Source organism: Streptomyces sp. NBC_01334, from assembly GCF_035983595.1.
GTDB lineage: Bacteria > Actinomycetota > Actinomycetes > Streptomycetales > Streptomycetaceae > Streptomyces > Streptomyces coriariae.
In genome coordinates, this window is the sequence record NZ_CP130718.1 from 2,666,352 (window position 1) to 2,680,387 (window position 14,036).

Genomic DNA, 14,036 nt, shown 5'->3' on the forward strand with positions numbered 1-14,036 from the left:
GGACGCGGGTTCGGGGGCGAGACCGGGGCGAAGGCCGAGCTCCGAGCCGGGATCGGGGAGGGGTACGGGGCCGGGATCGAGCTCAGGGCCGGGCGGGAGGGCGCCCGGGGCCCTCACGGTCGGCGACTCGGGAGGCGGGGCGCTGCTGGTCGTCGGGGACGTCGTGACGGACGTCGTCGCCCGCCATCGGGGCCCGCTGGCCTCCGGTACGGACACGGCCTCCGTGATCCGGACCCTGCCGGGCGGGGCGGGCGCCAACGTGGCGTGCTGGGCGGCGCATTGGGGGTGCGCGGACGTACGGCTCCTCGGCCGGGTGGGCGCGGAGTCGGCGGCCTGGCACGAACGGGAGCTGACCGCCTGCGGGGTACGACCGCGGCTCGTCGTCGACCCGCAGGCGACCACCGGGACGGTGATCTGCCTGGTCGACACCGGTGCCGCGGCCGAGCGGACGTTCCTCACCGACAGCGGCGCGTCCCTGCGGCTCGGCCCGGGCGACTGGTCGGACGCTCTCCTGGACGGGGTCGGCCGACTGCATCTGTCGGGCTACCTGCTGTTCTCGGAGTCAGGGCGCGCGCTGGTGGGCACGGCGTCGGCGGCGGCACGCGCGCGTGGGGTGGCGGTGAGTCTCGATCCGGCGTCGGCGGGCTTCCTGGTGGACCTGGGCGTCAACCGCTTCCTGTCCCTCGTCGAGGGAGTGGACGTGCTGCTGCCCAGCCGTGCCGAGGCCTGTCTGCTGACCGGGCTGCTCGACGGGGCGGGCGCCGCCGCCGCGCTGAGCCGTCTGGTCCCGCTGGTGGTGTCCAAGGAGGGGGCCGACGGTGCGCTGGTGGCCCGTGACGGCAGGGTGCGCGTCCGCGTCCCCGCCGCTCCGGCGACTCCCCTGGACACCACGGGCGCCGGCGATGCCTTCACCGGAGCCTTCCTCGCCGCACTGCTCGCGGGCGCCGATGCGGGAGCCGCGGCGGCCGAGGGGTGCCGGGCGGGGGCTCGGGCGGTGGAACGGGTGGGCGGCAGACCGCCGGCGCGGGGCGACGGCGCGGCGGCGACGACATACCGCGCCGATGCAGGCTGAGGGCACCACGCCGGGCGGGCTTCCACCGCCGACGTGCTCCCCCTCCTGCCGCTGCCGCCTACCACCGACGCCTTCTGCCGCTGCCGCCGCCTACCCGCTCACGCCACTAGTCCTTGCGTCCCCATGCCGAGATCATCGGCGCCGTGGCCAGGTCCATGCTTCCGGAGGCGACGTTCGCCAGGTGCCGGTCGATGTCCTCGTCGGTCGCGAGGCCCGCTCCGACGAGTTCGCCACGGATCTGACGGACCGTCGCGGACTCCAGGACCGCGCAGGCGGGTGAGGTGACGGGGAAGTAGGCGTCCGCCTCGACCCGGCGCAGCCCGGCCTCGCGGAGCAGCCGCGGGAGCTTACGGCCGTAGGAGAGGTCGGCGCCCCGGTCGGCCAGGAGCTTGCGGAAGCCGTGCCGCAAGCGGTTCGCCAGCTGCTGTTCAGGGCCGTGTTCGTCGGGGCAGAGCAGGGGCTGGAGGGCGGGGTCGGCGTCCTCGATCAGGAGCCGTCCGCCCGGTCGCAGTGCCTTGACCATCGATCGCAACGCCCGCTCCCGGTCCGGCACATGGACCAGCACGAGCCGGGCGTGCACCAGGTCGAAGCCCTCCATCGGCGGTTCCTCGGTGCCGAGGTCGTGGACGCGTACCTCGACCGGTGGGCGGGCGACCGACGTCAGCCGGGAGGTGTCGATGTCGGTCGCGAGGACCTTGCCCGTCGGACCTACCTTCTTCGCCAGCCAGGACACCACGGAGGTGCCGCCGGCGCCGGCCTCCCAGCAGCGCCAGCCGGGGCCGACCCCGAATGCCTCGAAGTGGCGGAGCGTCGTGGCGTCGAAGAGGGCGGCGAAGGCGTCGAAGCGTTCCCCCGCCTCGGGCTGCCGGTTGTCCAGGAGGTACCCGTCGGATCGCGTCATGCGCCGATCATCCCAGTTGTCCCGCTCGCCGGAGGTCGTCGACGCGGCCGGGACGGGGGACAGGACAGCCCGGCCGGATGCGGTCGGCGACGCCGGGAACCCTTACCGGGAACGGGCGGGCACCGGTCGCGCGAACGGGCCGGGGCATCCGTCGTCCACAGGCGGGAACAAAGCGGAACCGGCCCTGTCCACAGGCTTACCCTCGGCATACGCGGGCCTGGCAGACTGGCGCGCCAGGACGCGGGAACGCGGCCCGCTGAGATACACGCAAGGAGACCCAGATGACCATGGCGGGGAATCTGCGGAAGGTCACCGGCCTCGGAAGGGTCGGCGGCCTGCGCAGGGTGGCGCGGCTGGCCCGGCGACGGCCGCGGGTCGACCTGAGTCACCCCGCGCGGTCCCCGCTGGGTTCCTCGGTGGTGAACTGCGTGACGTACCGGGACGGTGTCCGCACCCCGCGCGGCGGCGATCTGGTCGAGACGGTGGAACGGGTGCGCAAGCACGGTCACGGTTTCGTGTGGCTCGGCCTGCACGAGCCGACGAACGACGAGTTCGCGGGCATCGCCGAGCTCTTCGACCTGCATCCGCTGGCCGTCGAGGACGCCGTCGAGGCTCATCAGCGGCCGAAGGTCGAGCGGTACGGGGAGACCTTGTTCGCGGTGTTCAAGACGGTCTGCTACGTCGAGCACGAGGAGCTCACGGAGACCAGCGAGGTGGTCAACACCGGCGAGATCATGGTGTTCGTCGGCCGGGACTTCGTGATCACGGTGCGCCACGGCCGGCACGGGTCACTGGGCCCGCTGCGCGAGGAGCTGGAGTCCGACACGGCTCAGCTGGCCAAGGGGCCGTCGGCGGTGCTGCACGCGGTCGCGGACCATGTGGTGGACGACTACCTCAATGTCATCGACTCCGTGCAGGAGGACATCGACAAGGTCGAGACGGATGTCTTCGCGGCGAACGGCGCCCGGGCGGATCCGGGTCGCATCTACCAGCTCAAGCGTGAACTCCTCGAGCTGAAGCGGGCGGTGGTGCCGCTCGGTCGTCCGCTCCTGGACCTCGCGGACCGGCCGGTCCGGGTGATCGATCCGGAGATACAGGCCTACTTCCGGGACGTCTCCGACCACCTGCTGCGCGCGACGGAGCAGATCGCCGCCTTCGACGAGCTGCTCAACTCGATCCTTCAGGCGCACCTGGCGCAGGTCACGGTCGCGCAGAACGAGGACATGCGCAAGATCACGGCCTGGGCCGCGGTGATCGCCGTGCCGACGATGGTCTGCGGGGTGTACGGCATGAACTTCGACCACATGCCGGAGCTGCACTGGAGGTTCGGCTACCCCCTGGTCATCGGCGTGATATCCGTTGCCTGCTGGGTGCTGTACCGCGGCTTCCGGCGCAACGGCTGGCTCTGAACGACCGTTCCGGCCCCGGCAACCGCTGCCACGACAGCCACCCCGGCCAGACCTGTCAGACCTGTCAGGGCTTTCCGTGCCGGACGGGTCAGGACCTGGCGTAGACGGTCTCGGCCCAGGTGGCGATCTGCTCCTCGGGCAGGTGCCGGGCGAGGTCGGCCTCGCTGATCATGCCCACCAGGCGCTTGTTCTCGATGACGGGCAGCCGGCGGATCCGGTGTTCCTGCATCTCGTGGAGCACCTCGCCGACGTCGGCGCCCGCGTCGATCCAGCGCGGTGTGCCCTGGGCCATCTCGCCGGCGGTGACCTTGGCGGGGTCGTGCCCCATGGCCACACAGCCGACGACGATGTCCCGGTCGGTGAGGATTCCGCAGAGCCGCTCGTTCTCGTCGCTGATGGGCAGCGCGCCGACGTTCAGTTCGCGCATCAGCTGAGCCGCGCGGTCGAGGGTCTCGTGGGCGGGGATCCACTGGGCGCCCCGGTGCATGATGTCTCCGGCGGTGGTCATGAGGTACCTCCCGGTGCCGGACGGCCGGCGCGGCGCGGGGAGGGGCACCGCTAGTCCCGGCGCCCTATATTCTTGCCGCGTGACCTGACGCCCGCACCCGGAGCGCGGCACGCCGAGCCCGGCCCGCCCCACGGAACTCCGAGCCGCCCACCCACCACCGCCCGCCCCACGGCACTCCGCTCCACTGCACCCCACGGCGCTGCTCCACCGCACCCCGGGGCGCTCCACGGCGTCCCGCGGAAGTACGCGGTGCCGTCGCGCGGTTCGCGCCGTCCGGCCCGGCGCGGGATCAGCCGCCCCAGGCCGGATGGCGGGGGTCGTCCGCGCGGACCAGCACGTCGGCCGCGGCGGCCGGATCGGTCTCCTGGACGTATCGCTCGAAGGCGGGCAGCGTCCAGTGGTCGGCCTCGGGGGTGCGCCGGCGCAGGGCCGGCGGGGAGAGGAGGACGTGCACGGTCAGGTCGAAGGGGAACCAGTGCCGCAGCAGAAAGGGGCCGTGCAGCAGCAGGAAGCCGCCGGGCGGGAGCGGGACATAGGGGCTGCGCGTGGCGCGGTCGCTGACGGGGTCCCGGAGATCGGGCAGGATCCGTCCGTCGCCGCCGGGTTCGAGGGGATCGAACACCTCGCGCCACAGGGCGCCGGTGTCGAACCAGCCGTCGTAGTAGGCGTCCACGTCGTGATGGCCGTACTCCAGGCGGAGGGAGGCGGGGCGCAGGAAGCCGTGCGTGTCGACGACCCGGGAGGGGCGGCCGCGGGTGCGCAGGGCCTCGGCGACCCGCTCGGCGAGGTCTCCGGGACGGGCCGCCGGTGCGCCGTCGAAGGCGATGCGTGGCCAACGGATGCCGTCGTCGGGCTTCAGGTCGAGCAGCCGCTCGGCGAGGAGGTCGCCGAGCCGTTCCCAGGTGATCGCTTCGAGTCGCACACGGCCCATGATGCGTCAGGCGCCGGTCCGGCCGCCTCGCCCGGTGCGACCCGAGCCCGTGGGCCGACGTACCGCCCCGCCCACGGGCCGGCGACCAGGTGCTGACGCGTCCACCAGGGGGCATGAAGGCCCTATGGCAGTCGCAGGTCTCACCGCTTCCGCGCCCCGCACCGGGTTTCTCGTCGTCCAGCCGGTCCGGCGGAAGCACTGCGCCGGGTGCCGTCGCGGGCCGCTGCCGATGCTGGTCCTGGAGGGCGCCGCGCCGCGCTGCCTCGAGTGCACCGATCTCGGGCACCTGGTGTTCCTGCCGCGCGGGGACACGGCGCTGACCCGCAGGTCTCGGGAGGAGAGCGGGCTGTGGGCGGTGGTGGTCCGTTTCAACCGGCGCAAGGGGCGTTACGAACGCCAGGGCGTCCTGGTCGAGGAGGCGGCGCTCACCCGGGCCGAGGAACGGTGCCTGGCGGACGCCGAGGCACGGCAGCGGCGCCGGACCCGGGACGCACGGCGCCGGGCGGCACAGGACGAGCGCTTCGCGCAGACGTTCGCGGCGGAGATCCTGCGGCTGCTTCCCGGCTGCCCGGAGAACCGGGCGCGCGCGATCGCCGCGCACGCCTCCCTGCGGGGCAGTGGCCGGGTGGGACGCAGCGCCGCCGGGCGGGCGTTGTCCGAGGGGGCCGTGATCTCCGCGGCCGTGGCGTCCGTACGGCATCTGGACACGCCGTACGACCGGCTGCTGATGAGCGGCGTGCCCCGGCACGAGGCGCGTCGGCGGATCGCGGCGGACGTGGAGGCCCGGATGCGGATGTGGCGGGAGGGAGGCGGCGGGACGGACGAGACGGTTCGGTAGCGCGGACGGCAGCCTGGTGGACGTCCGCGCATGTCCTCGCGTGCTTCGGCCATGGTCACGGATCATGAACGGGATTTCACTTGAGGTGAGGGACGGACCCGGGCAAGATCTCCGCACTACGGGTGGGAGTTGACGTTGTCATGATCGATGGACCCTATGAGGTGCTCGCGATGGTGGGCACGGTGACCGCGGGGCTGATGGCCGGGGTCTTCTGTGCCTTCTCGGTCCTGGTGATGCGGGGTCTCGCCGCGCTGCCGCCCGCGCAGGGCGTCGCGGCGATGAACGCGATCAACTCCTCCGCGATGACACCGGCGTTCATGGTCCTGTTCCTCGGTGCGGCGGCGGTGTGCACGGTGATCGCCGTGGTGACCTTCGTGCTGTGGCCGGACGACGGGACGGTCCACCTGCTGCTGGGCAGCGCGCTGTACCTGTGCGGCGCGTTCGGGGTGACCGTGGCGGCCAACGTGCCGCGCAACGAGGCCCTCGCGAAGCTGGAACCAGGCACGCCGGAGGCCGTCACGTACTGGCCGGTCTACCTGCGTCAGTGGACACGGTGGAACCACGTGCGCGCGGTCGCGTCCGCGGCCTCGGCGGTCGTGTACGTCCTGGCTCTGGCCTGACCGGACACGGGCATTCGGCAGGGCACCGGACGCCCGCGCCGGAAAGCGCTGTCCGCCACTCTGCGTGGGTGGCCGACGCGACGTATCGTGGCCGAAAGAGTGCCGCCCGATGACGCTCGGCCTGTCGTACGCGTACGCGAGGAAGACGCCCATGGCCGATCCCAAGGGATTCATGACCACGCCCCGCGAGGACTGGCCCCGGCGGCCGGTCGAGGAGCGGGTGCGGGACTGGGACGAGGTGTACGTCCCCGGTGCGCTGCTGCCCATCGTCAGCAAGCAGGCCGACCGCTGTATGGACTGCGGCGTCCCGTTCTGCCACGAGGCCTGTCCGCTCGGCAACCTGATCCCCGAGTGGAACGACCTGGTGTCCCGGGAGGACTGGCGGGCGGCGAGCGACCGGCTGCACGCGACGAACAACTTCCCCGAGTTCACCGGCCGGTTGTGCCCGGCGCCGTGCGAGGCCGGGTGCGTCCTCGCCATCAACCAGCCGGCCGTCACCATCAAGAACGTCGAGGCCGCCATCGCCGACCGGGCCTGGGCGGACGGTCTCACGCCGCCGCGCCCCCCGGACCGGCTGTCCGGCAAGACGGTCGCGGTGATCGGTTCCGGGCCCACCGGACTGGCCGCGGCACAGCAGTTGACCCGGGCCGGGCACACGGTCGCCGTCTACGAGAAGGACGACCGGATCGGTGGACTGATGCGGTACGGGATCCCCTCCTTCAAGATGGAGAAGCACCACCTGGAGCGGCGGATCGAGCAGATGCGGGCCGAGGGCACGAAGTTCCGCACCTCGACCACCATCGGGCGGGACGTCATGGCCGCGGATCTACGGGTCCGTTACGACGCCGTGGTGATCGCCACCGGGGCGACCGAGTGGCGCGAACTGCACGTTCCGGGGCGGGAGTTGACCGGCATACAGCAGGCGATGGAGTATCTGCCGCTGGCCAACCGGGTGGGCGAGGGGGATCTGGAGTCGTCCCCGATGTCCGCCGCCGGAAAGCACGTCGTCATCGTCGGCGGCGGCGACACGGGCGCCGACTGTCTGGGCACGGCGGTGCGCGAGGGCGCCGCGTCCGTGACCCAGCTGGACATCTACGCGCAGCCCGGTCCTGAGCGCGACGAGGACACCGACCCCTGGCCGACGTATCCGAAGATCTACCGGCTCTCGGCGGCGCACGAGGAGGCGCGCGATCTGGAGTCCGCGCCGGCGGCGGACGCGGACGCGCGGCTGTTCGCGGCGTCCACGCTCCGCTTCACCGGTGACGAGACCGGGCACGTGCGGTCGCTGCACCTCGTCGAGGTCGACGCGCGGCGCAGGCCGGTGGAGGGCACCGCGCGGGCGCTCCCCGCCGACCTCGTGCTGCTGGCCCTCGGCTTCTCCGGGCCCGACCGGGAGGACGGGCTCGTCGAGCAGCTGGGGCTGACGCTCGAGACGCGCGGCACGATCGCGCGGGACGGCGACTTCGCGACGAACGTCCCCGGCGTGTTCGCCGCGGGGGACGCGGCCCGCGGGCAGTCGCTGATCGTGTGGGCCATCGCGGAGGGGCGGGCGGTGGCGTCGGCCGTCGACCGCCATCTGACGGGGAGTTCACGACTGCCGGCGCCGATCGGCCCGTACGACCGTCCGATGAGCAGCTAGACCGGGACGCCCGGGGCAGGGCACCCGCGTACGTGACGTCCGGGACAGCGCAGGGCCGGATCGTTTCAGCGGCGTCCGGTTCAGCGGCCCTCGTTTCCACGGCCCCCGTTTCAGCGGCGCTCGTCCGTCCCGGCCACCTTGCCCGTCGCCAGGGCCACCCGGTTCCAGGTGTTGATCGTGCAGATCAGGGCCACCACCTGGGCCAGCTCCCGCTCGTCGAAGCGGGCGGCGGCCTCGGCGTAGACATCGTCCGGGACGCCGCCGTCGGCCACCAGCGTGACGGCCTCCGTGAGGGCCAGGGCCGCCTGCTCCTTCTCCGTGAAGAAGTGGCGGGCCTCGCGCCAGACGGCGACCATGTGCAGCCGCTCCTCGCTCTCGCCGGCCTTGCGGGCGTCGCTCGTGTGCATGTGGAGGCAGTAGGCGCAGTGGTTGAGGTGCGAGGCGCGGATCTGGATCAGTTCGACCAGCGCCGGGTCGAGGCCCTCGCGGGCGGCGGCGTCGAAGCCGATGAGGGCGCGGAACGCCTTGCCCGCGGTCTTCCCGAAGTCGAGGCGGGACCGTCCGGCCACCGCCGCCGCCATGTCGGTACCCGCGTCGTTCGTCGTCATGCGATTCGTCATGTCCCTCAACCTACGGGCCGGAAAGACCCCCTGTAGGGTGCATTTCCATGGTGGATTCGTGGGTCAATTCCGCGGAGCGGATCGGCGCCGACCTGCATGTGGAGCTGTCCGGTCCGGGCGGTCGGCGGGCCGCCCTGATCCGGGCGCTGCGCGAGGCCGTGCGTGGTGGCCGTCTGCCTCCGGGCACCCGGCTGCCGCCGTACCGTTCGCTCGCCGCCGACCTCGGCGTCGCCCGCAACACGGTGGCCGACGCGTACGCGGAGCTCGTCGCGGAGGGCTGGCTGACCGCCCGGCAGGGATCGGGGACGCGGGTCGCCGACCGGACCGAACCTCTGCGTCCCGCGGAGCGCACGCCGGTCAAGGCACCGCCACGCGCGCGTGGCCCCCGGCACGACCTGCGGCAGGGCACCCCGGACGCGTCGTCGTTCCCGCGCGCGGCCTGGCTGGCCTCCTACCGGCGGGCTCTCCAGCAGGCGCCCAACGAGGTGTTCGGTCCCGGTGACCCGGCCGGCCGCCGGGAGCTGCGGGAGGCCCTCACCGAGTACCTGGCACGCGCGCGTGGCGTGCGCACCGAGCCCGAGCGCATCGTGATCTGCTCGGGCTTCGCCCATGCGCTGCGGCTCCTGTTCGGCCCCGGCAGCGGGCTCCCGCGCGGTCCGCTGGCCGTGGAGGCGTACGGCCTGGACTTCCACCGGGGGCTGCTGACGGCGGCGGGCGTGCGGACCACTCCGCTGCCCCTGGACGCGGACGGGGCGCGCGTGGAGCGGCTGGATCGCGAGCGGGCGGTGCTGCTCACCCCCGCGCACCAGTTCCCGACCGGTGGTCCCCTGCACGCGAGTCGCCGGACGGCCGTGATCGACTGGGCACGCGCGCGTGGCGGGGTCCTGCTCGAGGACGACTACGACGGGGAGTTCCGCTACGACCGCAGGCCCGTCGGCGCCGTTCAGGGGCTCGATCCCGAGCGGGTGATCTACCTCGGCTCGGTCAGCAAGAGCCTGTCGCCCGCGCTGCGGCTGGGCTGGATGGTGCTGCCCGAGCGGTATGTCGACGGCGTCCTCGCGGCCAAGGGCGAGCGGGAGGCCTGGGCGAGCGCCCTGGATCAGCTGAGTCTGGCCGACCTCATCGCGTCCGGGGCGTACGACCGCCACGTACGGCGCATGCGGCAGCGATACCGCGCTCGCCGGGACCGGCTGGTCGAGGCGCTCTCCGTGCAGGCCCCGCACGTCGAGGTCACCGGGGTCGCGGCCGGTCTCCACGCGGTGCTGCGGCTGCCGCCCGGCACCGAGCGGTCCGCGCTCAAGGCGGCCGCCTGGCAGGGCGTCGCCCTGGACGGCCTGGCCGCCTTCCGGCATCCGGCGACCGACATGGCGCCGGAGGACGGGCTCGTCGTCGGCTACGCGACGCCGCCGGAGCACGCCTACGCGGCGGCCCTGGACGCGCTGTGCCGGATCCTGCCGCCGCCGAACGGGCGGCGCGGCCCCGCCCCCGAATGAGACGCGCCGCGAGACGTCCCACGGACGTCCCACGGCGCGCATGCCCCCGGATGCGGCGGCGTCCTCAGAGCTTGCGGCCCACCGCCCCGTACCCCGGGATCACGCCGTCGTCCTGTCCCGGCACCAATTCGCCGAGCTCGGGGTGCCACTCGGGCACCACCGCGACGCCGGGTTCGACCAGGTCGAGTCCGTCGAAGAAGCGGGTGAACTCCTCGCGGGAGCGCAGGGCGAGGGTGACGCCCGCCGCCTTCAGTTTCGCCGTGGCCGCCGCCGACTCCTCCGGGGAGAAGTCGGCGGTGGCGTGGGTCATCATCAGGTAGCTGCCGGAGGGCAGTGCGGCGAGCAGCCGGTCCACCAGCTCGTGCGCGCCGTCCTCGTCGGAGACGAAGTGCAGCAGCGCGACCAGTGACAGCGCCACCGGCCGGCTGAGGTCCAGGATCTTCCCGGCCCCCGCGATGATGGCGTCCGGGTCACGGACGTCCGCCTGGAGGTACTCGGTGACGCCCTCCGAGGTGCTGCGCAGCAGGGCGGCCGCGTGGGCCAGGACGATCGGGTCGTTGTCGCAGTAGACCACCCGGGCGTCCGGCGCGATCTGCTGGGCGACCTGGTGCAGGTTGGGCTCGGTCGGGATGCCCGTGCCGACGTCCAGGAACTGCCGTACGCCGTTCGTGGCCAGCCAGCGGGTGGAGCGGTGCATGAAGGCCCGGTTGACTCGTGCCATCACCGGCACGCGCGGGTCGAGGGCGAGCATCTGCCGGCCCATCGCCTCGTCGACGGGGTAGTTGTCCTTCCCGCCGAGGTACCAGTCGTACATCCGTGCGGGATGGGGCTTGCTGGTGTCGATCTCGACGGCTCCGGTGGGGTCCTGCCCGGTCATGAGGCACTCCGTAAGCATGTGACGCGGATGGTGTTCAAGTCAGTACCAAATTAGGGGAGTTGAGTGAAGGCAAGGGCAGGTGGGCGAAAACGGGTGGGGGGTGAGCTGAGCAAAAAGTGCCAGACAGGTCCGTTCAGGACAGCAGGAAGTCGGCCTCCCCCGCCTTGGCTCCCTCGATGAAGGCCGTCATCTCGTCGGAGGTGTAGATCAGCGCCGGTCCGTCGGGGTCGGTGGACTGCCGGACGGCGATCCGGCCGTCGGCGAGCTTCATCGCTTCCAGGCAGTTGCCTCCGTTGCCGCCGCTCCACGGCTTGTGCCAGCCCTCGCTGCCCAGCTCCCGGGCGGGCATGCCGTTGTAGATCCGCTGAGCGCGGACCCTCGGCCTGGACTGGGTCCTGATGTGATTCATTCACAACTCCTTGCGGAGATCCCGGAGGATCTCCTTCGTGCGATGTGCTGTAGCGGCCTGCGCCGCCATGCGGTCCATGACCTCGAGGTGGGTCGCCACCTCGGTGCGGGCGTCGAGATAGACGGCGCCGGTCAGGTACTCGCTGTAGACCATGTCCGGAAGCTCCGGCATGGCGAATCGGAACAGCACGAAGGGCCCGTACGTTCCCGGATGCGGCCCGTTCTCGAACGGGGCGACCTGCAACGTCACATTGGGCAGCTTCGCGGCCTCGAGCAGGGTGTCGATCTGCGCGCGCATCACCTCCGGGCCGCCGACCGGGCGACGCAGCACCGTCTCGTCCATCACGACCCACAGCCGGGGGGCGTCCTGACGGGTGAGCAGATCCTGGCGTTGCATGCGCAGGTCGACGAGGCGCTCGATGTCCTCCGGGCGGGTCTGGCCGATGGCCCCGGACTTCAGCACACCGCGCGCGTAGTCCTTGGTCTGGAGCAGGCCGGGCACGAAGTGCGGCTCGTACTGGCGGATCAGGGCGGCGGCGCCCTCGAGGCTGACGTGCATGGAGAACCAGCCGGGCAGGACGTCGTGGAACCGCTGCCACCAGCCCGGCTTGTTCGCGTCCTCGGCGAGCTGGACGAAGCCCTCGGCCTCCTCCTCGGTGACCCCGTAGGCCTTCAGCAGCAGCTGGAGGTACGGGATCTTGAGGCTGACCTCGGCCATCTCCATACGACGGACCGTGGCGGGCGCGACGCGCAGGATGCGGGCGGCTTCCTCGCGTTTGAGCCCGGCGCGTTCCCGCAGGTCCAGCAGGCGCCGACCGAGGACGACCTGTCCGACCGTCGGCGCGGACCGCGGTTCGCTCACGCTCCACCTCCACGAAGAGCCGGCCGGTCACGCGGGGGGCCGCACGAGCCCCGACCCGGCCGGTCACGAAAAGAATCCCGACAGCCTTACGGCGCCGCTCGAAGATCGATTCGAAGGTCTGTACGAATACGTACGGATCTTCGCCGATCCCAATTGGCGCCGTTCAACGTGCTGTTGCGAGCAGTGTGCCACGGCCCCCCACCGCGTCACACAGCACTCTGCATTTTTCAGAGTGACACTTGCCAAGTGTTCACGGCGGGGAGATAGTGGCAAGCGTGATTCCGTCCGCGCCCTTAGGAACAGACGCCGCCGCAGGCCGCCCCCAGGGTCTCGGTGCCAGCGCGGGAGCAGGCCCAGACCAGGCCGCTGCCGAGCGCCGGTTCCGATTCGAACTGGCCGCCCATCCGGGTTCTCCCGCCCAGGCCAGACGCCTGACGAGGGCCCGGCTGACCGGCTGGTCGGTGTGCGAGGACACCTGCGACACCGCCGCCCTGGTCATATCCGAGCTGGTCACCAACGCGATCGTGCACACCGCGAGCGACGTCGTCGTCTGCGAGCTGCATGACGGCGGCGACCTCGTCCGCATAGCCGTGCGTGACGAGGGTTGCGCGCCGGGCGATCCCCATCCCTCTCCGCAGCGCCCCGAGGAGGAGCACGGGAGGGGGCTGCTCCTCGTCGAAGCCCTCTGTCACGCCTGGGGTGCCCAGGAACACGGGCCCGGCCTGCTGGTCTGGGCCGACCTGACCCGCAAGGCCGACGCTCCCCGCGATCCCGCCGAGCCCTGCAACAGCCTGGACACGGCCGCGCCGCACCACGCCGACCTGGGCGAGCTCCTCGACACCCTGGACGAGTTCCACGAATGTCCCGCGGAGCCGCACACCGGTCCGACCGTGCCCCGCAACGACCTCGGCTGGGGCTCCCGCCCGAAGCCGGGACCGGCCGACGGTCCGGCCGACGAGGACGAGCAGGCCGAGCAGTGGTACCGCGCCATGGCCGGCCGGGCCGCCCGGCGACCCCACCCCGTGCCGCCCGCCGCACCCGCCGCGACCTCCGCCAAGCCCGCACCCGCACCCGCGCCTGCATCCGCACCCGACGGTCCGGCCCCTCGCGTCGCCCCGCAGCGGCACCGCGCTCCCGGCGGCCATGGCGGCTACGAGGCCGGCCGCGACGCACGGCCGACAGGCCACTCCGCCGGAGCCCTCCCGTTCGAACACGGCCGCGAGCGGGGAAGGGCATGAGCGCGGTCTCCGGCCGGGCTCCGCTGCTGACCCTCGACACGCTCGTCCGCCTCAAGCGCGGGCCCGGCGGTGCGCACACCCCCGAGCCGCCGCGCCGGCTGGCCGTGCCCGACGGCATGACGGCCCCGCTGGGCTGCGACGCCGTCTCCGTCCCCGCCCGCCTCGGCCCGCTGCTCATGCCGCGCCTGCCGCGCGTGGGCTGCGTCTACGCCGACGAGGCGCGCTGGTGGTGGCTGGTGCCCTCCGACTCCGACTACGCCCTGGAGTGGCCCGCCCCCGCGCACTACGCCACGGGCGCCCTCCTGCCGGACTCCCCGCACGTCCCCGGCCTCATCCACATGCCGGACGGCACGCTTCCCTACACCCCGCCGATCCCCCTCTACCTGGCCCTGTGCCGCCTCACGGGCACGACGCCCACCTGGTCGCGGGCGATCAGCGCGTAGCCCGCCGCCCCTGAGCGAGCCGATCCCGGGGCCGTCCCGGCGCACGCCCGCGCGTCCCGGCTCCCCCGCCCCGCGCCCTGCCCTCACCCGTCCCGTCCCGCGATAGTGGCCGTTCGTCGACTATCGCGACCGGGGGAGGCCGACGGTGGGAGAGGCACGAGAGGCGGGCACGGCACA

14 protein-coding genes and 1 pseudogene are annotated in these 14,036 nt (G+C 72.8%); 8 read left to right on the top strand and 7 right to left on the bottom strand.

The genetic code is table 11. The features are described from left to right. Positions 1–142 precede the first annotated feature (142 nt). Positions 143–1,072 (top strand): carbohydrate kinase family protein, encoded by a 930-nt coding sequence (locus tag OG736_RS12115; protein WP_327187587.1) that lies wholly within the window; start codon positions 143–145, stop codon positions 1,070–1,072. A gap of 106 nt (positions 1,073–1,178) precedes the next feature. Here the strand turns inward: OG736_RS12115 and OG736_RS12120 are convergent, their stop codons facing one another. Continuing rightward, entirely contained in the window at positions 1,179–1,973 is a 795-nt protein-coding gene (locus tag OG736_RS12120; RefSeq protein WP_327182441.1) for a methyltransferase, read from the bottom strand. 281 nt (positions 1,974–2,254) lie between these two features. Between OG736_RS12120 and OG736_RS12125 the strand changes: the two genes are divergently transcribed. Next, on the top strand, positions 2,255–3,382 hold the full coding sequence (locus OG736_RS12125; RefSeq protein ID WP_327182442.1) for a magnesium and cobalt transport protein CorA: 1,128 nt from the start codon (positions 2,255–2,257) through the stop codon (positions 3,380–3,382). Between the two features lie 88 nt (positions 3,383–3,470). Here the strand turns inward: OG736_RS12125 and OG736_RS12130 are convergent, their stop codons facing one another. Further along, a complete protein-coding gene (locus tag OG736_RS12130) occupies positions 3,471–3,890 on the bottom strand; it encodes a CBS domain-containing protein (protein ID WP_020131872.1) in 420 nt (139 codons plus the stop codon). Between the two features lie 289 nt (positions 3,891–4,179). Beyond that, positions 4,180–4,821, bottom strand: a complete 642-nt coding sequence (locus OG736_RS12135) for a nucleoside/nucleotide kinase family protein (RefSeq protein WP_327182443.1) — start codon at positions 4,819–4,821, stop codon at positions 4,180–4,182. A gap of 124 nt (positions 4,822–4,945) precedes the next feature. On the opposite strand from OG736_RS12135, the gene OG736_RS12140 reads away from it, so the two are divergent. From OG736_RS12140 to OG736_RS12150, 3 genes are all read left to right on the top strand, one after another. Beyond that, positions 4,946–5,659, top strand: coding sequence for a DUF2293 domain-containing protein (locus OG736_RS12140; RefSeq protein WP_327182444.1), 714 nt, complete (start codon positions 4,946–4,948; stop codon positions 5,657–5,659). A 140-nt stretch (positions 5,660–5,799) separates the two neighbouring features. Next, positions 5,800–6,279, top strand: coding sequence for an anthrone oxygenase family protein (locus OG736_RS12145; RefSeq protein ID WP_327182445.1), 480 nt, complete (start codon positions 5,800–5,802; stop codon positions 6,277–6,279). 151 nt (positions 6,280–6,430) lie between these two features. Continuing rightward, a complete protein-coding gene (locus OG736_RS12150; protein WP_327187588.1) occupies positions 6,431–7,918 on the top strand; it encodes a glutamate synthase subunit beta in 1,488 nt (495 codons plus the stop codon). A gap of 110 nt (positions 7,919–8,028) precedes the next feature. Here OG736_RS12150 and OG736_RS12155 read toward each other — a convergent pair whose 3' ends face one another. Then, entirely contained in the window at positions 8,029–8,526 is a 498-nt protein-coding gene (locus OG736_RS12155; protein WP_442817166.1) for a carboxymuconolactone decarboxylase family protein, read from the bottom strand. A 59-nt stretch (positions 8,527–8,585) separates the two neighbouring features. On the opposite strand from OG736_RS12155, the gene pdxR reads away from it, so the two are divergent. Next, entirely contained in the window at positions 8,586–10,031 is a 1,446-nt protein-coding gene (pdxR, locus tag OG736_RS12160) for a MocR-like pyridoxine biosynthesis transcription factor PdxR (protein WP_327182446.1), read from the top strand. Between the two features lie 64 nt (positions 10,032–10,095). Here pdxR and OG736_RS12165 read toward each other — a convergent pair whose 3' ends face one another. The 3 genes from OG736_RS12165 to OG736_RS12175 form a co-directional block, all read right to left on the bottom strand. Then, positions 10,096–10,908 carry an SAM-dependent methyltransferase gene (locus OG736_RS12165; RefSeq protein ID WP_327182447.1) on the bottom strand — a complete coding sequence of 271 codons (813 nt, stop codon included), beginning with the start codon at positions 10,906–10,908 and terminating at the stop codon, positions 10,096–10,098. 133 nt (positions 10,909–11,041) lie between these two features. Further along, positions 11,042–11,317 carry a DUF397 domain-containing protein gene (locus OG736_RS12170; protein WP_020131864.1) on the bottom strand — a complete coding sequence of 92 codons (276 nt, stop codon included), beginning with the start codon at positions 11,315–11,317 and terminating at the stop codon, positions 11,042–11,044. Continuing rightward, on the bottom strand, positions 11,318–12,178 hold the full coding sequence (locus tag OG736_RS12175; protein ID WP_020131863.1) for a Sco1979 family transcriptional regulator: 861 nt from the start codon (positions 12,176–12,178) through the stop codon (positions 11,318–11,320). A gap of 239 nt (positions 12,179–12,417) precedes the next feature. Between OG736_RS12175 and OG736_RS12180 the strand changes: the two are divergent. Further along, positions 12,418–13,140, top strand: a pseudogene (locus OG736_RS12180) (ATP-binding protein); the annotation flags it as partial. A 272-nt stretch (positions 13,141–13,412) separates the two neighbouring features. After that, a complete protein-coding gene (locus tag OG736_RS12185; RefSeq protein WP_054242966.1) occupies positions 13,413–13,859 on the top strand; it encodes a hypothetical protein in 447 nt (148 codons plus the stop codon). Positions 13,860–14,036 lie beyond the last annotated feature (177 nt).